Origin of the sequence: Streptomyces sp. SP18BB07, assembly GCF_036322545.1 — a bacterium.
Lineage (GTDB): Bacteria > Actinomycetota > Actinomycetes > Streptomycetales > Streptomycetaceae > Streptomyces > Streptomyces deccanensis.
Genome location: NZ_JAQYWT010000363.1, coordinates 78,771 through 99,055, shown reverse-complemented (window position 1 = coordinate 99,055; position 20,285 = coordinate 78,771). Strand labels below are relative to the sequence as shown.

At 71.8% G+C, this 20,285-nt stretch carries 15 protein-coding genes; 8 read left to right on the top strand and 7 right to left on the bottom strand.

Features of this window, described 5'->3' with window-relative positions; genetic code table 11:
• Positions 1 to 8: 8 nt before the first annotated feature.
• Positions 9 to 509: a Cys-tRNA(Pro) deacylase gene (gene ybaK / locus PUR53_RS41620; RefSeq protein WP_329899013.1), complete on the top strand. Its 501-nt coding sequence runs from the start codon at positions 9 to 11 to the stop codon at positions 507 to 509.
• A gap of 258 nt (positions 510 to 767) precedes the next feature.
• Here ybaK and PUR53_RS41615 read toward each other — a convergent pair whose 3' ends face one another.
• From PUR53_RS41615 to PUR53_RS41600, 4 genes are all read right to left on the bottom strand, one after another.
• Entirely contained in the window at positions 768 to 1,436 is a 669-nt protein-coding gene (locus tag PUR53_RS41615; protein ID WP_329899012.1) for a DUF2567 domain-containing protein, read from the bottom strand.
• Between the two features lie 34 nt (positions 1,437 to 1,470).
• A complete protein-coding gene (locus PUR53_RS41610) occupies positions 1,471 to 2,295 on the bottom strand; it encodes an ABC transporter permease (protein WP_329899011.1) in 825 nt (274 codons plus the stop codon).
• Between the two features lie 106 nt (positions 2,296 to 2,401).
• Positions 2,402 to 3,427 carry an ABC transporter ATP-binding protein gene (locus tag PUR53_RS41605; RefSeq protein ID WP_329899010.1) on the bottom strand — a complete coding sequence of 342 codons (1,026 nt, stop codon included), beginning with the start codon at positions 3,425 to 3,427 and terminating at the stop codon, positions 2,402 to 2,404.
• A gap of 145 nt (positions 3,428 to 3,572) precedes the next feature.
• Positions 3,573 to 4,799, bottom strand: coding sequence for an NYN domain-containing protein (locus tag PUR53_RS41600; RefSeq protein ID WP_329899009.1), 1,227 nt, complete (start codon positions 4,797 to 4,799; stop codon positions 3,573 to 3,575).
• 245 nt (positions 4,800 to 5,044) lie between these two features.
• Between PUR53_RS41600 and PUR53_RS41595 the strand changes: the two genes are divergently transcribed.
• The gene (locus PUR53_RS41595) at positions 5,045 to 5,209 is read left to right on the top strand and encodes a hypothetical protein (protein ID WP_329899008.1); all 165 of its coding nucleotides are present in this window, start codon (positions 5,045 to 5,047) and stop codon (positions 5,207 to 5,209) included.
• 122 nt (positions 5,210 to 5,331) lie between these two features.
• Here PUR53_RS41595 and dnaE read toward each other — a convergent pair whose 3' ends face one another.
• Positions 5,332 to 8,871, bottom strand: a complete 3,540-nt coding sequence (gene dnaE, locus PUR53_RS41590; protein ID WP_329899007.1) for a DNA polymerase III subunit alpha — start codon at positions 8,869 to 8,871, stop codon at positions 5,332 to 5,334.
• Positions 8,872 to 9,085: 214 nt separating this feature from the next.
• Between dnaE and PUR53_RS41585 the strand changes: the two genes are divergently transcribed.
• The 3 genes from PUR53_RS41585 (at position 9,086) to PUR53_RS41575 (ending at position 12,107) form a co-directional block, all read left to right on the top strand.
• The gene (locus PUR53_RS41585; protein WP_329899006.1) at positions 9,086 to 10,444 is read left to right on the top strand and encodes a DUF2252 domain-containing protein; all 1,359 of its coding nucleotides are present in this window, start codon (positions 9,086 to 9,088) and stop codon (positions 10,442 to 10,444) included.
• A gap of 99 nt (positions 10,445 to 10,543) precedes the next feature.
• A complete protein-coding gene (locus PUR53_RS41580; protein ID WP_329899005.1) occupies positions 10,544 to 11,227 on the top strand; it encodes a hypothetical protein in 684 nt (227 codons plus the stop codon).
• 79 nt (positions 11,228 to 11,306) lie between these two features.
• Complete coding sequence (locus PUR53_RS41575) at positions 11,307 to 12,107, top strand: DsbA family protein (protein ID WP_329899004.1); 801 nt, start codon at positions 11,307 to 11,309, stop codon at positions 12,105 to 12,107.
• Positions 12,108 to 12,159: 52 nt separating this feature from the next.
• On the opposite strand, the gene PUR53_RS41570 is transcribed toward PUR53_RS41575, so the two are convergent.
• Positions 12,160 to 12,807, bottom strand: a complete 648-nt coding sequence (locus PUR53_RS41570) for a hypothetical protein (RefSeq protein ID WP_329912039.1) — start codon at positions 12,805 to 12,807, stop codon at positions 12,160 to 12,162.
• A 319-nt stretch (positions 12,808 to 13,126) separates the two neighbouring features.
• Between PUR53_RS41570 and PUR53_RS41565 the strand changes: the two genes are divergently transcribed.
• Both PUR53_RS41565 and PUR53_RS41560 read left to right on the top strand, forming a co-directional pair.
• Positions 13,127 to 16,504, top strand: a complete 3,378-nt coding sequence (locus PUR53_RS41565) for an AAA family ATPase (RefSeq protein ID WP_329912038.1) — start codon at positions 13,127 to 13,129, stop codon at positions 16,502 to 16,504.
• A gap of 136 nt (positions 16,505 to 16,640) precedes the next feature.
• The gene (locus PUR53_RS41560) at positions 16,641 to 18,317 is read left to right on the top strand and encodes an alkaline phosphatase D family protein (RefSeq protein WP_329912037.1); all 1,677 of its coding nucleotides are present in this window, start codon (positions 16,641 to 16,643) and stop codon (positions 18,315 to 18,317) included.
• Positions 18,318 to 18,330: 13 nt separating this feature from the next.
• Here the strand turns inward: PUR53_RS41560 and PUR53_RS41555 are convergent, their stop codons facing one another.
• On the bottom strand, positions 18,331 to 18,981 hold the full coding sequence (locus PUR53_RS41555; RefSeq protein ID WP_329899000.1) for a dienelactone hydrolase family protein: 651 nt from the start codon (positions 18,979 to 18,981) through the stop codon (positions 18,331 to 18,333).
• A 38-nt stretch (positions 18,982 to 19,019) separates the two neighbouring features.
• Between PUR53_RS41555 and PUR53_RS41550 the strand changes: the two genes are divergently transcribed.
• On the top strand, positions 19,020 to 20,147 hold the full coding sequence (locus PUR53_RS41550) for a mechanosensitive ion channel family protein (RefSeq protein ID WP_329912036.1): 1,128 nt from the start codon (positions 19,020 to 19,022) through the stop codon (positions 20,145 to 20,147).
• The last annotated feature ends 138 nt before the right edge of the window (positions 20,148 to 20,285 follow it).

Here is a 20,285-nt window from a genome sequence, read left to right as displayed (position 1 = left end):
GAAGGCCGATGGCGAAGAAGTCGAAGAAGCAGCAGGCGGGTGGCACGCCCGCGACGGTGGCCCTGACCGCGGCGGGCGTGGAGTACACCGTGCACGCCTACGAGCACGATCCGGCGCATCCCTCCTACGGCGAGGAGGCGGCCGAGGCGATGGGCGTGGCGCCCGAGCGGGTCTTCAAGACCCTGGTGGCGGACGTCGACGGCGCGCTCGTGGTGGCGGTCGTGCCGGTGGCGGGCTCGCTGGACCTGAAGTCGCTGGCGACGGCGGTCGGCGGCAAGCGGGCGGCGATGGCCGACCCTACGCTGGCGGAGCGCACGACGGGGTACGTGCGGGGCGGGATCTCTCCCCTCGGCCAGCGCAAGCGGCTGCGCACGGTGCTGGACGCGTCGGCGGACGCGCACGACACGATCTGCGTCTCGGCCGGGCGGCGGGGCCTGGAGGTCGAGCTGTCCCCGGGGGACCTCGCGAAGCTCACGGAGGCGGTGTCGGCGCGGATCGCTCGCGCGTGACCCTCCGGGGGGCGGCGCGTTTTCGGCTGCGGGTGCGTGGGGGCTGGTCGCGCAGTTCCCCGCGCCCCTGAAAAGCAGGGGCTGCGCCCCATGCTTTTCATCCCGCAGCCCCGTCGCCTTCAGGCCCTCAGGGCCGTTGCGCTTCAGGCCGCAGGCCGTGGTCTTTCAGGCCCGCAGGGCCTGAAGCTTTTAGGGGCGCGGGGAACTGCGCGAGACGCCCCACTCCCCCGCACCCGCCGACGTACCCGAACCCCCGAGCTACGAGGCGCCCGAAAACCCCGGCTCGGACTCAAGCGGCTCAGGATCCCGTGGCCCGAACATCGCCGTCAGCCCCAGGTGCACCAGCAACGCGGCCAGCGGCCACGCCAACAGCGCCCCCTTCGCCGCGAGCTTCAGCGGCGCCGAGAACGTCACCCCCTGCCCGACCTCCTTCGCCCGCGCGGCGACATCGGTCCCGGGCCCGAGCCACACCCCGAGCCGCCACGCCACCACGGCCCCCAGCAGCCCGCCGATCAGGAGCGCCACGGTGAGCGGCACCCCGCCACGCCGGCGCAGCAGGAAGACGACGAGCGCGCTGAGCGCCCCCGCACCCAGGGCCAGCAACGTGAACGTTCCGTCGACACCCACGGCCTGCTCGCCCTCGGTGTCCTTGAAGTAGACGGCCGAGCCGTCGGAGACGAGCGGCACGTGCGGCGCGAGCCACCACCACAGGACGCCCAGCAGCGCGCCACCGAGCAACGTCATGACCACGGTGACGACGGCGGCCTCGATCAACTCGGTCCTGAGCCCGGGGCCGGCCGGCTTCTCCGGCTTCTCCGGCCCGTACCAGGGTTCCGCCCCGCCCCCACCGCTGGTGGGCGGTGGAGCCCACGGGTCGTTCGGGGACTGGTCGTGCGGCGGCGGTGGAGGAGTCAACGGTGCGGTCACTCTGCCATCGTGCCAGGCCCGCCCGCGCGCCGCGTCACCGGACGGCGGCCCGCCGGTACGCCCAGGTGGCGGCGGCGAGCGAGACGACGCCGACCCCCGCGCACACGGCGAGGTCCCCGAGCACGAACGCCCAGTCGGGGTTCGGCCCGAACGTCCGCGCGAGAGCCTCCACGCCGTACGTCGACGGCAGCAGATCCCGGGCGAACTGGACGAAGCCCGGCATCCGGTCGGCCGGCAGCACGCCCAGCAGCAGCGCCGCCGACATGCCGAGCTGACCGAGCACGGTGGCGAGTTCCGGTCGCGGGGCGAGCAGCCCCAGCGCGGCGCCCAGGCCGGCGAGCGCGGCCCCCGCGAGCGGGATCACGGCGGCGAGCACCCAGAGGTGGGTCAGCGGCAGCCCGAAGAGCACACAGCCGAAGACGGCGGTCACGACGGTCCCCGGCACGGTGAAGGAGGCGTACGCGCCCGCCGCGCCCAACACCACGGCCGCCGGCGGGACGGGCAGGGTCGCGTAGTGGTCGAGCCCGCCGCTGGACCGCAGCTGCCCGAAGTACTGGGCCAGCAGGTTCAGGGCGACGAAGGCGACGACGAGTACCGACGAACCGGCGACCACGGCGTGCGCCTCGGCGCCGCCGTCCACCACCCCGCGCATCAGGATCATGATCCCGATCGACTGGAAGGTGGCCACGAACAGCAGCGGGATCCGCGCGACCCGCGCCCGGGACAGCTGCGCCCGGTACACCGCGCAGAGCGACGGCCACAGGCGCGCGCGGGGCCCGAGCTCGGCGGCTCCGCGCGCCACGCGCTCCTCCACCGCCAGGGCCTTGCCCGGCAGGATCTCGGCGGGTACGACACTCACGTCGAGTTGCTCCCCTTCGCTTTGGCTGTCGCCCATTTTCGTACGGCTGCGGCAGCCCTGCCGTTCACGTCCGCTTCGACTGTTCTCCGGTTCACGCCCGCGTCCCTCACCCCTTGACCAGTCCCTGAACGCTGCCCGCACTGCCGCCGAGCGCCAGGTAGACGTCCTCCAGGCTCGGCGTGGCGAGGGTGAAGTCGTCGAGCGCCACGAAGGCGGCGCCCCCGGTCACGGTGGCCACCACGGCGCGCGCCTCCTCGGGTGCGAGCCGGAGCGTCCAGCGGCGCCCGGACTCCACCGCGCGCGGGCGCAGGGCCGCGACCTCAGGCACATCCAGCGGGGCCTTCTCCCGCCACACCAGGTCGACCCGCACCTCGCCCGCGACCTGCTCCTTCAGCCCGGCCGGCGTGTCGCAGGCGATGACCCGGCCCTGGTCGAGGACGGCGACCCGGTCGAGCACGGTCTCGGCCTCGATGACGTTGTGGGTGACCAGCAGGACGGTGGTGCCGGACTCGGCGCGCCGTCGATCGACGGCGGCCCACACGGCGCGCCGGGCCACCGGGTCCATCCCGCTGGTGGGCTCGTCGAGCACGAGCAGCGGGCGCTCCCCGACGAGCGCGGTGGCGAAGCAGGCGAGCCGCCGCTGACCGCCGGACAGCTTCTTCAGCGGCCGCGCGGCGAGCCGGGTCAGCCCCAGCTCCTCCAGCACCGCGTCCCGCTCGGCCCGGGCCCGCCGTACGTCCAGCCCGCGCAGCCGCCCCGTGGTCTCGGCGGCGAGCGCCACGGTCAGCTCGTCCAGGGCGGTGGACTCCTGCCCCAGGTAGGCGAGGATCCGGGCGGCCCGCTCCGGGTGCCGCACGATGTCGTGGCCCAGGATCTCGACGGTGCCGTCGTCGGGCCGCATCAGCCCGGTCAGCTGTCGTACGAGTGTGGTCTTGCCGGCCCCGTTGGGCCCGAGCAGCCCGAAGATCTCCCCGCGCCGGACCTCCAGCGCCACCGCGTCGTTGGCCCGCACCTCGGGAGTCGCCGGCGTCCCGCGCCGTCCCCGGGTCGCCGGATAGGTCTTGGTGAGCCCCCGCACAGCACACACGACATCCCCACCATGCCGGACCGCCTGTGCCGTACGCGTACTCACGAGGGACGAGCCTACGGGGTCGGGAGGGCTGTCCCCTCTCCGGGGCACCGCAGCGCGCCCCGTCAGGGGCGCGGGGAACTGCGCGACCAGCCAGAATCAACCCGCAGTCGCCCGAAAACGGTCAGCCCCGGCCCGTGAGGCGCCCTTACCGCTCCCCCGCCGGCGCGTGCTCGACCCCGGTCCGCACATCGATCTCCCGCCAGAACCCGGCCCTGATCGCATACCGGTCGTGCTCGTCGATCTGATCGTCCTTGTGCGCCAGCAACCCGAACCGGGCGGCGTACCGCAGCAGCTCCCCGTCCACCCGGTGCGGCACCCTCGGATACATCCCCGACAGCTTCTGCAGATGCGACTGATCGGTCAGCCGGGCCATCCACCGCCGGGCGAACACCTGTCCGACCTCGAAGGGATCGCCCCCCACGGTCGTGATGTCCTCCTCCCGGTCGGCCCACCGCTGCTCCGCCGTCGTCAGCTGCGCCAGCGTCGGCATCGCCGCGGCCTCCGGCGGCTCCGCCGCGCCCCCGGGCCGGTCCACCCAGCCCTTGTCGGACGACCACCTGAGCGTGGCGGTGGCCGGATGCTGCACGGCGTGCGCACCGGGCCCGCGCATCGCCGCGAGGTCCTTCGGCGTCGGTACGCCCCCCTTGGGCGCGGACGCCCGCTCTTCGCTGCCGTTGCGCGCGGCACCGGCCGCCGACGCGTGCTCCGGCTCGCCCGGCGCCCGCTCGGCGGCCGCAGCGAGCGCCGACTCGGGCAGCGGCGCCGAAAGGATCGCGGCGATCTCCGGCCGAGGCACCGGCTGGGGTGCGCAGATCCCGCCGAGATCCTTGGCCCGTACGGCCTTGGTGATCCAGATCCGGTCGAGCACCCGCCGCTCGTCGGCCTCGGCCACCAGGTCCTCGGACTGGTTGTAGTCGCCGTCGGCGGCCTGCACGGCCCACAGGTGGACGGCGACGCCGTGCTCCTTGGCGGCCATCATGCCGGGCAGCAGATCCCCGTCGCCGGTCACGAGCACCACGTCGGAACAGGCGCGGTTGCGGGCCAGTTCGGTCAGTTCGGCGTGCATGGCGGCGTCCACGCCCTTCTGCGCCCAGCGTCCGTCGCTGCGGGTCAGCGCGCCCAGCCGGACGGTCACCCGGGGCATCACGCGCAGCCTGCGGTGCTCGGGCTGCGGAACCCGGTCGGGGGCGCCGTCGAACCAGTAGATGCGCAGCAACGGCCGTTCGGTGTCGGCCTCGGCGCGCTCGCGCAGCCCCTGGATGAGGGCGGCGTGATCGACGGTGATGCGGGAGCGGGAGGGTTCCCCGGCGAGGAGGCTGGCGGCCGCGCCGAGCAGATACCCGGCGTCCACCAGGACGATGCAGCGGTCCACGCGATCCACCCTCTTTCCGGGAGGTTTGCTTCGGGCTTCCTTCGAGTCTGCCCGACCGCGCGGAGGTTAACGGCCGGAACTCGATCTTCGGCGTGGCGTATCCGGGCGCGCGCCCCCCTGTATCGCGGTCCTTGGACCGACAACTCTCGTCACGGACGGTGATTTTCCGAAATGCGCACCTTGTCATGCTATGTGAGTCTGGTCGCGGCCCTGGCCCCTAGATCCCCCACAGGAGGCAGATCACCATGGCCAAGAACAAGAAGCAGGACCGTAAGCAGCCCCAGTCCGAGCGTGGTCAGCAGCAGGCCCAGCACTCCTCGCTGGAGTCACAGACCGAGCAGCGCGCGACCCAGGTGACGCCCGGCGACATGGCCCGCAAGGGCCGGCAGAAGCGCTTCGGTCACAACTGACATCTGCGTAAGGGCTGTTGCAGCCCAGGTACACCGAGGGGCGCGTCCGGAAGACCGGATGCGCCCCTCGTGCGTTCACGCCCGTCGGGCCCCGAACTCGTCCGAGGTCCGCCCGGGTCCGCTCAGCCGGCCAGGCAGGAGGGTCCGAGCAGTACCTTGAGGTCGCCGAACAGGGCCGGGTCGGGCTTGACCCGGTGCCGGTCGAGGCGGAGCACGGTCGTCTTGGTCGGGCCCTGGAGCCTGATCCGGACTTCGCTGTCGCCCTTGTGGTGGGTGAGGATCTCGCCGAGCCGGCTGACCATGGGCGGGGTGACCCGGGTCGCCGGGATGGTGAGGATCACGGGCGCGTTGGTGCCCGCGTTGGAGAGGTCGGGGACCTGCATCTCCATCGCGACCAGCCGCGGCACGTCCTCGCGCTTGTCGAGGCGGCCCTTGACGAACACGACGGCGTCCTCGACGAGTTGCGTGGAGACGAGCTGGTAGGTCGCCGGGAAGAACATGCACTCGATGGAGCCGGCCAGGTCCTCGACGGTGGCGATGGCCCAGGCGTTGCCCTGCTTGGTCATCTTGCGCTGGAGGCCCGAGATGATGCCGCCGATGGTGACGACCGCGCCGTCCGCGTGCTCGCCGCCGGTGAGCTGGGCGATGCCCGCGTCGGCCTTGTCGGCGAGCACGTGCTCCAGGCCGAAGAGGGGGTGGTCGGAGACGTAGAGACCGAGCATCTCCCGCTCCTGGGCGAGGAGATAGGTCTTGTCCCACTCGTCGGTGGTGAACTCCACGTCGAGCCCGAAGCCCGGCTCGCTGGTGTCGTCCTCGCCCATGCCGCCGAAGAGGTCGAACTGCCCCTCGGCCTCCTTGCGCTTGACCGCGACCACGTTGTCGATCATCGGGTCGAAGTGCGCGGTGAGGCCCTTGCGCGTGTGCCCCATGGAGTCGAAGGCGCCCGCCTTGATCAGCGACTCCGTGGTCCGCTTGTTGCAGGCGACCGCCTCGACCTTGTCGAGGTAGTCCGGGAAGGAGGCGTACTTCCCCTTGGCCTTGCGGCTGCGGATGATCGACTCCACCACGTTCGTCCCGACGTTGCGGACGGCGGAGAGGCCGAAGAGGATCACGTCGTCGCCCTGGGCGGCGAAGTTCTGCTCGGACTCGTTGACGTTCGGCGGGAGCACCTTGATCTTCATGCGCCGGCACTCGTTGAGGTAGACCGCCGACTTGTCCTTGTCGTCCTTGACCGAGGTGAGCAGCGCGGCCATGTACTCGGCCGGGTAGTTGGCCTTGAGGTACGCCGTCCAGTAGGAGACCAGGCCGTACGCGGCGGAGTGGGCCTTGTTGAAGGCGTAGCCGGCGAACGGGACCAGCACGTCCCACAGGGCCTGGATGGCCTCGTCGCTGTAGCCGTTCTTCTTGGCGCCGGCCTGGAAGATGGTGAAGTTCTTCGCCAGTTCCTCGGGCTTCTTCTTGCCCATCACGCGGCGGAGGATGTCGGCCTCGCCGAGCGAGTACCCGGCGATGATCTGGGCGGCCTTCTGCACCTGCTCCTGGTAGACGATCAGGCCGTAGGTGACCGCGAGGACCTCCTGGAGCGGCTCCTCCAGCTCCTTGTGGATCGGGGTGATCTCCTGGCGGCCGTTCTTGCGCTCGGCGTAGTTGATGTGCGAGTTCATGCCCATCGGGCCAGGCCGGTACAGGGCCGAGACGGCGGAGATGTCCTCGAAGTTGTCGGGCTGCATCTGGCGGAGCAGGGAGCGCATGGGGCCGCCGTCGAACTGGAAGACGCCGAGGGTGTCGCCGCGGCAGAGCAGTTCGAAGGTCTTGGGGTCGTCCAGCGGGAGGGAGAGCATCTCCAGGTCGATGCCCTTGTTGGCCTTCACCATCTTGATGGCGTCGTCCATGATCGTGAGGTTGCGCAGGCCGAGGAAGTCCATCTTCAGCAGGCCGAGCGACTCGCACTGCGGGTAGTCCCACTGGGTGATGGTCACGCCGTCGGTGTGCCGCACCCAGATCGGGGCGTGGTCGACGATGGGCTCGCTGGACATGATCACGCCGGCGGCGTGCACACCCATCTGCCGGACCAGGCCCTCGACGCCCTTGGCGGTGTCGATGACCTTCTTCACGTCCGGTTCGTTCTCGTACATCGACCGGATCTCGCCCGCCTCGCTGTAGCGCGGGTGGGAGGGGTCGGTGATGCCGTTGAGGTCGATGCCCTTGCCGAGGACGTCGGCGGGCATGGCCTTGGTGAGCCGGTCGCCCATCGCGTACGGGTAGCCCAGCACGCGCGCGGAGTCCTTGATGGCGTTCTTCGCCTTGATCTTGCCGTAGGTGCCGATCATGGCGACCTTGTCGGCGCCGTACTTCTCCGTCACGTATCGGATCACCTCGACGCGCCTGCGCTCGTCGAAGTCGATGTCGACATCGGGCATGGAGATGCGCTCGGGGTTGAGGAACCGCTCGAAGATCAGGCCGTGCGGGATCGGGTCGAGGTCGGTGATGCCCATGGCGTACGCGACGATCGAACCGGCCGCGGAGCCTCGGCCCGGACCGACCGCGATGCCCTGCTTCTTGGCCCACATGATGAAGTCGGCGACCACGAGGAAGTAGCCCGGGAACCCCATCGAGATGATGGTGTCCATCTCGTACTCGACCTGCTTCATGCGGTCGTCCGGGATGCCGTCCGGGAAGCGGCGGTGCATGCCGCGCATGGTCTCCTCGCGGAACCAGCTGACCTCCGTGTACCCCTCGGGGATGTCGAACTTCGGCATCAGGTTCTTCGCCTCGAACATGCCGCTGGTGTCGATCTGCTCGGCCACCAGCAGGGTGTTGGCGCAGCCTTCCTGCCAGGCGTCCGAGGAGTCGATGGCGTACATCTCGTCCGTGGACTTCAGGTAGTAGCCGGTGCCGTCGAACTTGAAGCGGTCCGGGTCGGAGAGGTTCTTGCCGGTCTGGATGCACAGCAGCGCGTCGTGCGCGGTCGCCTCGTGCGCGTACGTGTAGTGCGAGTCGTTGGTGACCAGGGGCGGGATGCCGAGCTTCTTGCCGATCTCCAGCAGGCCGTCGCGGACCCGGTGCTCGATCTCGATGCCGTGGTCCATCAGCTCCAGGAAGTACCGGTCCTTGCCGAAGATGTCCTGGTACTCGGCGGCCGACTTCAGGGCCTCGTCGAACTGGCCGAGGCGCAGCCGGGTCTGCAGCTCGCCGGAGGGGCAGCCGGTGGAGGCGATGAGCCCCTCGGACCACTGGGAGATGGTCTCCTTGTCCATCCGGGGCCACTTCTGGAGCCAGCCCTCGGCGTACGCGTCCGAGGAGAGCTTGAAGAGGTTGTGCAGGCCCGTCTTGTTCGCCGCCCAGATCGTCTTGTGGGTGTAACCACCCGAACCGGAGACGTCGTCCCGCTTCTGGTGCGGCTGGCCCCACTGGATCTTGCGCTTGTTGCGGCGGGACTCGGGCGCGACGTACGCCTCGATGCCGATGATCGGGGTGACGCCGGCCTTCTTCGCTGTGTGGAAGAAGTCGTACGCCCCGTGCAGGTTGCCGTGGTCGGACATGGCGATATGGGTCATGCCCATCTCGTTGCACGCGTCGAACATGTCCTTCAGCCGCGCGGCACCGTCCAGCAGCGAGTACTGGGTGTGGACGTGCAGGTGCGTGAACGGCGGCTTTGACACGGCTTCGGCCTCCAGGGGACACAGGGAAAACAGGCGTGAACGACTTCCCCACGGGCTGCGGACAGTCTGGGGGACAGCGTCGAAGTCTATGCCTCGGCACTGACACGGCGAGGGGTCTCCCCCGTACCTTTCGGGGAGGAGTCGTGGGCACTCCCGTGCGCGCTCGCACGTTGAGAGGTCGACCCACCCGTGATCCACCAGGAGGCACCCAGCGATGTCGGTTCCGCAGCTCAACGACGAGCGACGCGGTGAGGAGATCCTCGCCGTCTTCGACACCGCCTTCGGCCAGCTCCTGGCCGCCGACCCGGCCGCGTTCCGGGTGAAGTTCCGGAAGATGGCGGCCTCGGCCTTCGCGTTCTACCGGGGCACGGCGTGCCTGTTCTACAAGGACCTGGAGGAGGAGAACGCCGGGCGGGGTGGTGGGAGCGAAGGTGCCGGCCCCTACCTGGACGAGCGCACCTCGCGCGTGTGGATCCACGGCGACCTGCACGCGGAGAACTTCGGCACGTACATGGACTCCACGGGCCGCCTGATCTTCAATGTGAACGACTTCGACGAGGCGTACGTCGCCCCCTTCACCTGGGACCTGAAGCGCTTCGCCGCCTCCGTGGCGCTCATCGGGTACGCGAAGGCGCTGAGCGACGAGCAGATCACGGAGCTGGTGGAGACCTACGCGGCCGCCTACCGCGAGCGGATCCACGCCATAGCGACCGGTGCCAAGCGGGACGAGGTGCCCCCGTTCACCCTGGACACCGCCCAGGGCCCGCTGCTGGACGCCCTGCGTGACGCCCGCTCGCTGACCCGCTTCGGCCTCCTGGACTCGATGACGGAGATCCGCGACTTCGAGCGCCGCTTCGCGCCGGGCGGCGGCTCCATCGAGCTGGACGCGGCCACCCGCTACAAGGTGCTGGCCGCCTTCGACGGCTATCTGGAGACGCTGCCGGAGTCGTCCCTGACCCGCCCCGACTCGTACCGGGTGAAGGACGTCGTCGGCCGCCGGGGCATCGGCATCGGTTCGGCGGGGCTGCCGTCGTACAACATCCTGCTGGAGGGGCAGAGCGACGCCCTGGAGAACGACGTCGTGATCTACATCAAGCAGGCCCAGACCCCGGCCGTCTCCCGGCACATCACCGACCAGCGCATCCGTGACTACTTCGAGCACGAGGGCCACCGCACGGTGATCTCCCAGCGCGCTCTCCAGGCGCACGCGGACCCGTGGCTGGGCTGGACCGAGCTGGACGGCGCCGGGCAGCTGGTCGCCGAGGTCTCGCCGTACGCGGTGGACCTGGACTGGAGCGACATCGACGACCCGGAGGAGATCGCGGCGGTCGTCGCCGACCTCGGCCGGGCCACGGCCACGATGCACGCGGCGGCGGACGACCTGACCGGGCAGTCCCTGGTGCCGTTCTCCACGGAGCGGGCCATCGACGCGGCGATCGCGGCGGACGAGGAGGGCTTCGCCCCGCTCCTGGTGGACTTCGCCCACGCGTACGGGGCCCGCGCGCGTGCGGACCACCAGATCTTCGTCGACCTCTTCCGCAACGGCCGGATCCCCGGTCTGCGGAACCACTGAGCCCCTCCGCCGGGCTACCGTCGGACCATGAGGCATCGCCCACTCACAGGAGCCTTTTAGGGGTCCCTTACGGGTGGGCGTGGGAGACTCGTCATCGCCATGGACATATCCGGGACCCCCTTCAGAGCCGTACGCGCGGTGCTGTTCACGACGGTCGTCGTGACGCTCGGCACCGCGTCGCACGTGCTGCTGTCCGGGGTCCCGCTCCCGCTGACCACCGTCGCCGCGATCGCCGCCGCCGTCTTCCTCGTCGCCTACGCGCTGGCCGGCCGCGAGCGCGGCTTCGGGCGCATCGCCGGTGTGCTGGTCCCGCTGGAGCTGACCGCCGACACGGTCTTCACCGCGGGTCAGCACGCCTGCTACGGCGAGGCGGGCGGCCCCGTCACGGGTCCGCTGCGCCAGGTCGGGCTGGACGTGCTGTGCGGCGGCAGCGTCGGCGCACCGCTGGCGCGGGTCACCGGCGGCTCCGAACGGGCGGCGACGCTGCTGGCGGGCGCCGGTCCGACCGCCGCCTGGCTGCTGCTCGCCGCGCACATCGGCGTGGGGCTGCTGGCCGCCGCCTGGCTGCGCCGGGGCGAGCGGGCGCTGGCCCAGCTGCTGGAGGCCGCGGTCGCCGCCGGCTTCCGGCCGCTGCTGATCGCGGTCGCCTCCGTTCTCGTGCGGCCGGCTCCGGCGGAGCACCGGCCGAGGCGCGTCGCGCACCGTACGGCCACCGCCCGCACCCTCCTCTTCGCCCACTCCCTGGGACGGCGTGGACCGCCGTGCTCGGTCACGTTCGCGTGACCGCCTTCTGAGCACGAGCACATCCCCGTCACACCCATCCGCGCACCCCGGGTGCGCGTTTCCCAGGGAGTTCACCCTTATGAGCAAGCGGAACAGCAACGCGGCGAAGTCGGCGGCCCGTGAGCGGCTGCGTCTGGAGCGCGAGCGTCAGGCCAAGCGCGCGAAGGTCAGGCGGCAGGCGATCGTGGCGTCGTCGATCGTCGCGGTCCTCGCGATAGCCGGCGGCATCGGCTACGCCGTCGTCCAGAACAACAAGCCCACGAAGTGGGAGGCGGCCGCCGACGCCACGGTGGTCGCACCGGCCAACGCCACCGGCAAGAACGGCACGACCGTCCTGATCGGCGACTCCAAGTCCGACAACGTGGTCCACCTGTACGAGGACCCGCGCTGCCCGGCCTGCGCCAGCTTCGAGCAAACCGTCGGCGAGACGGTGAACAAGGGCATGGAGGACGGCGACTACAAGCTCTCCTTCACCCTCGGCACCTTCCTCGACGGCAACCTCACGGGCGAGGGCTCGAAGAACGCCCTCAGCGCGCTCGGCGCCGCCCTGAACGTCAGCCCCGAGGCCTTCCTCGACTACAAGGCCGCGCTGTACTCGACCAAGTACCACCCGTCGGAGTCGACCGACGAGTTCGCCAAGGACAGCTACCTGATCAAGGTGGCGAACACGGTCGACGCGCTGAAGAACAACAAGAAGTTCCAGGACGCCGTCGAGAAGGGCACCTACGACGCCTGGGCGATGCGGATGAGCAAGTCCTTCACCGACGCCGAGGGGGTCGAGTCGACCCCGACCATCAAGATCAACGACAAGACGATCAAGAACCCGTCCTCCGTCGCGGACTGGGAGACGGCGCTCAAGGACGCGGGCGTGACGAAGTAGCGACCCGGCGGCCGTAGCCGCGTGCTCGACGCGGCTACGGCTACGGCTACGGCTACGGCGCGATGTACGGCTTGACGCGGCCCCGGTAGTCCTCTGGCCGGACCTCGTTGTAGTACTTGTCGGCGTCCTCGTCGTCCGAGGTGAAGATGTAGGCCGGGCACTCGTCGGACTCGGCCTTGCCGCTGTGCGCGTACTGCTCCTTGCCGGTGCGCGCCTCGACGACCCGCAGCCGGTACGAGGTGTTGTACGTCCGGATCTTCAGCGGCTTGCCGTCGGCCTCCATGTCGCAGACCTTGCCGGTCGCGGTGGCCTTGGTGCGCTCGACGCAGACGACCAGCTCCGCCTGGGCCGGCTTGTCCTCGTAGCCGAGGAACCAGCCCTTGGGGAAGTCCCCGTCGAGGGGCACGCTGCTGTTCCAGCCGTCGCCGGTGCTGTTCATCAGCTGCGCCGGGTGCACCGTCTTCTTCGTACGGTCGTAGGCCGGCAGTCCCGCGAAGCCGAGTCCGTCCGTGCAGACCCGCTCCAGGTCCTGGGTGGTCAGCGGAACCTCCGGTTCGTCGGCGGCGGCACCGGCCGACGACGAGCCGCCGCTGCCTCCTCCGGTGCTCCCGGTGCTGCCGGTGCTCCCGGTGGATGACGAGCACCCGCACAGGACCACACCCAGCACTCCGGCGGCGACCCATACCCGGGCACGCTGCATCGACGACCTCCCTGCCGAAAGAGAAAGAAGCAGGCAGGGCATGTCCCCCCGGGTCATGCCCTGTCCCCCTGCCCTGCCGAGACAGAAGCGTGCCGGAGTCCGGGGCGCCGGGTATCGGGGAAGAACCCCCATGTAGTTGTGCGGCCCCTGTGAAACCGGGGGCTACTCTGTACGCGCCTCGAAGACGCGTGCGAGGGGTGCCCGGCGGGGGTGGCGTACGGGGGCGGCGCCCCCGGCGTACGGAGGGGACGTGCGCGCGAAGTACGGGAGGCGTACGGGGTTACCACGACCATCCCGACAGGGCGCAGGGGGCCTTGAGTTGTCGTCGTTCTCGCTGGAGCCGTCGTTCTCGCTGGAGCCGCCGGTCTCGTCGCTGTCCTCGCCCGCCCTGGTCGGCAGGGAGGCGGAGCGCGAGCTGCTGGCGGCCGTCGTCCGGGCCGGCCGGGACGGGCGGGGTGCGTCGGTGTTCGTGCTGGGCGAGCCGGGCATCGGCAAGTCCCGGCTCGTCGAGGAAGCCGCGTCCGCCGCCGCGCACGCCGGGGCGCGTGTCCTGCGCGGACGAGCCGCGTCCGCCGGGCGCGCGGTGCCGTTGCGCCCCCTGGCGGAGGCCGTGTTCTCCGCGTTACGGGGCGACGGGGCGCCCGCGGACGGGGATCTGGGCCTCTACGAGCCGCTGCTGACCCGGCTGTGCGGGCTGGCGCCGCAGGACGGCGCGCCCCTCGTCGGGTACGCCGAGGCGGTGCTCCGGCTCCTGCACGTCCTCGGCCGGGACTGCGGCTGTGTCCTGGTGCTGGAGGACCTGCACGACGCGGACGCCGACACGCTCGCCATCGTCGACTACCTGACCGACAACCTCTCCGGGCAGCGGACCGTCCTGCTGGCGACCCTGCGCGGCGAGTCCGGCCCGGCGCTCGACCTCGCCGCGGCCGCCACGTCCCGCCGTACGGCCCGGACGATCCGACTCGCCCGCCTCGGGGCGGCCGGCACCGCCGAGCTGGCGGCCCGCTGTCTGGGCCGCGACTCCGCCGAGGACGTCCCGGCCGCGGTACTGAACCGGCTGCACACCGTGTCCGAGGGCGTCCCCTTCGTCGTGGAGGAGCTGCTGCGCGCCATGGTCGACGGGGGCGGTCTCGTCCGGGACGGGGACTCCCGCTGGACGGTGACCGGCTCGCTCGACGCCGGTGTCCCCGCCACCATCGCCGCGGCCGTCCTGCAGCGCGTGGACCAGCTGCCGCCCGCCGGTGTCGCCCTGCTGGAGGCGGCGGCGGTCCTCGGCCGGCGCTTCCCCGTGGACATCGCCGCCCGCGCCGCCGGTCTGGACCGCGCCACCGCCCTCACCCAGCTCCGCCACGCCTCGCACGCCCACCTCGTCGCCGACGCCACCACGCCCGCCGACCCCGGCTGGCACTCCTTCCGCCACGCCCTCACGGCCGACGCCATCACCCACCGCCTGCTCCCGGCCGAACGGGCTGCCCTGTGCCTGGCGGCGGCGGACGCGATCGAGGGGACGTGGGGGGTGAGCGGCGAGGAGACGACCTCGGGCGGGACACGTGCCGGTGGGCCCACCCCGACACGCCCGACCGCCCTGGACCCAGCGGCCCACGACGCGCCGGGCCCTGGGGAGCCCCCTGGTGTGCCCGGCCGGCCGCCTCGGGGCCCCGGCCCGGCCGACCGCCCCGACACACCCACTCACGACGACGGCCACGGCACTACCTCCGAGACAGCCGAACGCCCCCTCCCACCGCACCCCACCCACGAACCGGTCGGCCTCTCCCGGGCACCGTTCCGAGGCCCCGAGTCGGTCGGACCGCGGGTGCCGTCCCCCAGCGACCCAGACCCAGCCGCCCCTCCCCTCACCCCGCCCACAGCCGCCGCTCTCTCCCCCATCCCCGTCGGCGAGGACGCCAGTGAGGATCTGTACCGGCTCGCCGCGGAGTTGTGTGTCGCCGGTGGCCGGCCGGCGCGGGCGGCCGTGCTGCTCGCCCGGGCAGGTCGGCAGGCCGTCGCACGGGGCGCGCTGCTGACCGCCGTGGAACTCCTCGACCGGGGCCTGGAACTGGTCGCCGACACGCCGGACGCGCCGCCCGAGGCCGTGGCCCGGCTGCTGGAAGAACTGCTCGGCACGCTGGTCCTCACCGGGGACGTACGGCGCGTACCCGAACTCGGTGACCGGCTGGACCGTGTCCTGACGGTGTCCGGCGCGCCGACCGGCCGACGGGCGGCGGGTTTTCTGACCCGGGCGCGGGCCGCGGCGACCGCCCAGCAGTGGGAGGAGGGCCTGACCGCCGTACGGCGGGCGAGGGACCTGCTCGGCGACACGCCCGACCCGGCGTCCCGCGCCGCGCTGGACGCGGTCGCCGCCCACCTGGTGCTCAACTCGCAGCGCCCGGACCGGCTGGAGAGCGCCCGCGCGCTCGCCGAGGGCGCCGTCGCGACCGCGCAGGAGGTGGGGCTGCCGGAAGTGGCGTGCAAGGCGCTCAACATGCTCGGCTACTGCCTGCGCCCCAAGGACCTGGGCGAGGCCGAGGACGCGTTCGCCCGGCTGGTCGCCACCGCCGAGGCCCACGCGCTGCCGGTGTGGCGGATCCGCGGCCTGCTGGAACTGGGCGTGCTCGACCGCGTCCGGTTCACCGGCACGGACCGGCTGCTCGCCGCGCGCGCGGCCGCCGAGGCCACCGGCGCGGTGCTCATGACCGCCTGGGCCGACATGCATCTCACCCTCGCCCACATCCTGCGCGACGAGCAGGACCGGGCCACGGAGTCCGCGCGTCGCCTCCGGGAGACAGCCCGCCGACTGCGGTTGCGCGAGGTGGAGTTGATCGGCGCGGGCGTGGAAGGCATCATCGCCGCCGCGCTCGGAGAGCGGGAGAAGCTAGACGCCACCCTGCGCACGCTGGAGCGCGCGCTCGCCGGGCGCAGCGCGGGGGCGCTCTGGGGCTACGCCGACACCTCCGTGTGGGGCTGGGCCCAGGGCATCTGCTCCCTGCTGCGGGAGGAACACGACCGCGCGCTGGCCGAGTTCACCGAGGCGGACGCCGTCATGCGGGCGCTGCCCAGTACCCGTGGCGTCACCGGCTTCCTCGGCCCGTACCTCCTGCTGCGCACCCTGCGCGGCACGACCGACTGGGTCGAGCTCGACGGCCCCGGCACCGGACGGCTCGCCCAGGTCCACTGGGACCGTCCCTTCGCCGGCTGGTCCCGGGCCGTCCTGCTGGGCCGCGAGGGCCGGGCCGCCGAGGCCGCCAAGACGGCGGAGGAGGCCCTGACCGACACCGCCGCGATCCCGCTGGCCGCCCACCTCTGTCTGCGGCTGGGCGCCCAGGCCGCACTGGCCGACGGCTGGGGCCGGCCCGTCGAATGGCTGCGCGCCGCCGAGCAGTTCTTCCACGAGCGGGGCACGACCCGGGTGTCCGCCGCGTGCCGGGCGCTGCTGCGCGACGCCGGTTCGCCCGTGCCGCGCCGCCGCCAGGGGCACGACACGATCCCGGGAGAACTGCGCCGCGTGGGGGTGACCGCCCGGGAGTACGAGGTGCTGCGTCTGCTCGCCGCCAGGCTCGGCAACCAGGAGATCGCCGACCACCTCTTCCTCTCGCCCCGCACCGTCGAGAAGCACCTCGCCAGCCTCCGCCACCGCACCGACAGCCCCGACCGCGCGGCCTTGATCGCCCTGGCCAGACGCTATGCCGGGGACCGGTGACCACCGGGGCAACGGGCTCTTCGGAGCCCTGATCGCGGAGTGCGATCCGACGAACACCGCACGGCTGTCTGAACATTGAGCGGATTTCGGGCTTCTGTCTTACCTCCGGCCCTACCCATCAGTAATCTCATCGGCCGTGACCAGTCGCAGATCTCACTCCAGCCCCGACTCCCCGACCAGACCCACGAGTTCGTCCGCCCCGAGCCGCCGTACGGTGGTCAAGGCGGCCACGGCCGGTGCCGTCCTCGCGGCACCGCTGGCGGCCGCGATCCCGGCACGCGCGGCGGAGGCCCCCGCCTTCCTGCACGGGGTCGCCTCCGGTGACCCGCTGCCCGACGGTGTCCTGCTGTGGACCCGGGTGACGCCCACCGCCGCCGCGCTGCCCGGCTCCGGTGTCGGCCCGGACGTCGAGGTCGGCTGGACCATCGCCCTGGACAAGGCGTTCACCCGCGTCGTCGCCAAGGGTTCGACGACCGCGAGCGCGTCGTCCGACCACACCGTCAAGGCGGACGTGCGCGGCCTCGCGCCCGCCACGGACTACTGGTTCCGTTTCTCGGCCGGCGGCACCGACTCGCCCGCCGCCCGCACCCGCACGGCCCCGGCCGCCGACGCGGCCGTCGCCGGCCTGCGCTTCGGCGTGGTGTCCTGCGCCAACTGGGAGGGCGGGTACTTCGCGGCCTACCGGCATCTCGCCGCGCGCGGCGACCTGGACGCGTGGCTGCACCTCGGCGACTACATCTACGAGTACGGCACCGGCGAGTACGGCACCCGCGACCGGGTCGTACGCCCGCACGCGCCGACCCACGAGATCCACTCCCTCGCCGACTACCGCGTCCGGCACGCCCGTTACAAGACCGACCCGGACCTCCAGGCCCTGCACGCGGCCGCGCCGGCCGTCGCCATCTGGGACGACCACGAGATCGCCAACGACGCGTGGTCGGGCGGCGCCGAGAACCACACCGAGGGCACGGAGGGCACCTGGGCGGCCCGTCAGTCGGCGGCCAAGCAGGCCTACTTCGAGTGGATGCCGGTGCGCCCGGCGGTCGCGGGCACCACCTACCGACGGCTGCGCTTCGGCAAGCTCGTCGACCTCTCGCTCCTCGACCTGCGTTCCTTCCGCTCGCAGCAGGTGGGCATAGGCAACGGCGAGGTCGACGACCCGGACCGCACGCTGACGGGCCGGGCCCAGCTCGACTGGCTGAAGGCCGGGCTGAAGTCCTCCGACACGACCTGGCGACTGGTCGGCAACTCGGTGATGATCGCCCCGTTCGCCCTCGGCAACCTCACCGCCGACCTCTTCGAACCCCTCGCCGAACTCCTCGGTCTGCCGAAGGAGGGTCTCGCCCTCAACCCCGACCAGTGGGACGGCTACACCGACGACCGCCGCGAACTCCTCGCCCATCTGCGGGAGAACGCCATCCGCAACACGGTCTTCCTCACCGGCGACATCCACATGGCCTGGGCCAACGATGTGCCGGTCAACGCCGGTACGTACCCGCTGTCGGCCTCCGCCGCCACCGAGTTCGTGGTCACGTCGGTCACCTCCGACAACCTGGACGACCTGGTCAAGGTCCCGGAGGGCACCGTCTCCGCGGTGGCCTCCCCGCTGATCCGCGCCGCGAACCGGCACGTCCACTGGGTCGACACCGACCGGCACGGCTACGGCGTCCTGGACATCACCGCCGCGCGGGCGCAGATGGACTTCTACGTCCTGTCCGACCGTACGAAGGCCGACGCGACCTCGTCCTGGGCGCGCTCCTACCGGACGCGGAGCGGGACGCAGAAGGTGGAGCGGACGTACGACCCGGTGTGATCCGCCCCCGGGCTCACAGGGTTTCGAGGAAGCCGAGCGCCACCTGCCAGGTGGCCTCGGCGGCTTCCTCGTCGTAGTCGGGGAGGTCGGGGTCGGTGTAGAGGTGACCGGCACCGGCGTATCTGTAGACCTCGACGTCGGCGCCTGCCTTGCGCATCTGCAGGTACCAGGCGCTCAGCCAGTCGTCGGGCTCGAAGGGGTCGGGCTCGGCGACGTGCAGTTGAACGGGCAGGTCGTCCACGGAGGCGGTGGCGGCGATGTCCGACGTGCCGTGCAGGAGCAGCAACCCGCGGGCGTTCTTGTCGCCCAGGGCGAGGGTCTGCGCGACGGCGGCACCGAGCGAGAACCCGGCGTAGACGAGCCCTCGCTCCGAGTAGGGCGCGGCGGCCAGGACCGCCCGCTTGAGGAGCTCCTCCCGGCCCAGCTCCTCGTTGAGGGCCCTGCCGTCCTCGACCGTGTCGAACGTCCTTCCGCCGAAGAGGTCGGGGGTCCACACCTCGTGTCCGGCGGCGCGCAGCCGGTCCGCGGCCTGGCGTACGGCGGGCCGCAGACCGTAGGTCGAGTGGAAGAGCATGATGTTCATGGGGCCATGGTGCCAGCCGGGTCCGACAAGGCGTCCGCCGCCCGGTCCCGGCGCCCGTACCCAGAGCGCGGCCGAAGTCACATGTTCAGGACCCCGCGCGGCCGGTTACGTTCGAAGGCATGGAGAACCTACTCCGCCCATTGATCGTCATCGGTGGCTCGGTCGTCCTCACGCTGCTCATCGGCTGGACGACCGATCTGCTGCTGCGCAAAGCGGACCAGCGGCACCACGAGACACCTCTGTGGGGCCTGCTGCGCCGTGGCCGCATCCCCTATCACCTGGTCCTGTGCGCGGCCTTCCTCAGAGGCGCGTACGACGAGGCGCAGCTGCTGGAACAGCACCGCACCGCCATCGGCCGCACCCTCACGCTGGTGCTGATCGGCGCCACGGCCTGGCTGGTGATCCGGATCGCGGCAGCGATAGTGGAGTCGACGTACAGCCGTTACGCCCGCGCCCACCGCGATCCGGCCCGGGTACGCCGGGTGCGGACCCAGGTCTCGCTGATCATGCGGGTCGTCTCGGCGATCGTCGGTGTGGTGGCCGTGGCCTCGATGCTGCTGACCTTCCCGGCGATGCGCGCGGCCGGCACCTCACTGCTGGCCTCGGCCGGACTCCTGGGCATCGTCGCCGGTATCGCCGCGCAGTCCACGCTGAGCAACCTCTTCGCCGGGCTCCAGATCGCCTTCGGCGACATGGTCCGCCTCGGTGACGTGGTCGTGGTGGAGGGCGAGTGGGGCACGGTCGACGAGATCACCCTCACGTTCCTGACGGTCCGCACCTGGGACGAACGCCGGATCACGATGCCGGTGTCGTACTTCACCTCGAAGCCGTTCGAGAACTGGTCGAGGGGCGGCGCCCAGATGACCGGCACCGTCTTCCTGCACGTCGACCACGCCGCGCCGCTGGCCGCGATGCGCGACCGGCTCCGCGACATCCTGCGTTCCTGCCCCGCCTGGGACGGCCGCCACTACGACCTGACGGTCACCGACTCGACCCCCTCCACCATGGAGGTGCGTGCGCTGGTGACCGCCAAGGACCCGGACGACCTGTGGACCGTCCGCGTCTCCGTCCGCGAACAGCTCATCCAGTGGCTCACCGAGACCCACCCGTACGCCCTCCCCCGCGTCAACACCGCCGACGCGGTCCTTCCCCCGACCCACCCCAACTCCCACAACGGCGACGGCAGGGCCCTGCGCACCAACCGAAGCCGCGTCCACGAGCCCCCGAGGGCCCCGGACCGAGGCTGAACACGGCCACCGTCCGCGCGTCGACATGAACATGGGCGGCCCCCCGAACCTCGGGGGGCCGCCGACGACGTCCCCGAGGGCGTACCGGCCAGCCCAGGTCCGCGCCCCACCCGAACAAGCAGCCACGGACGACATCCA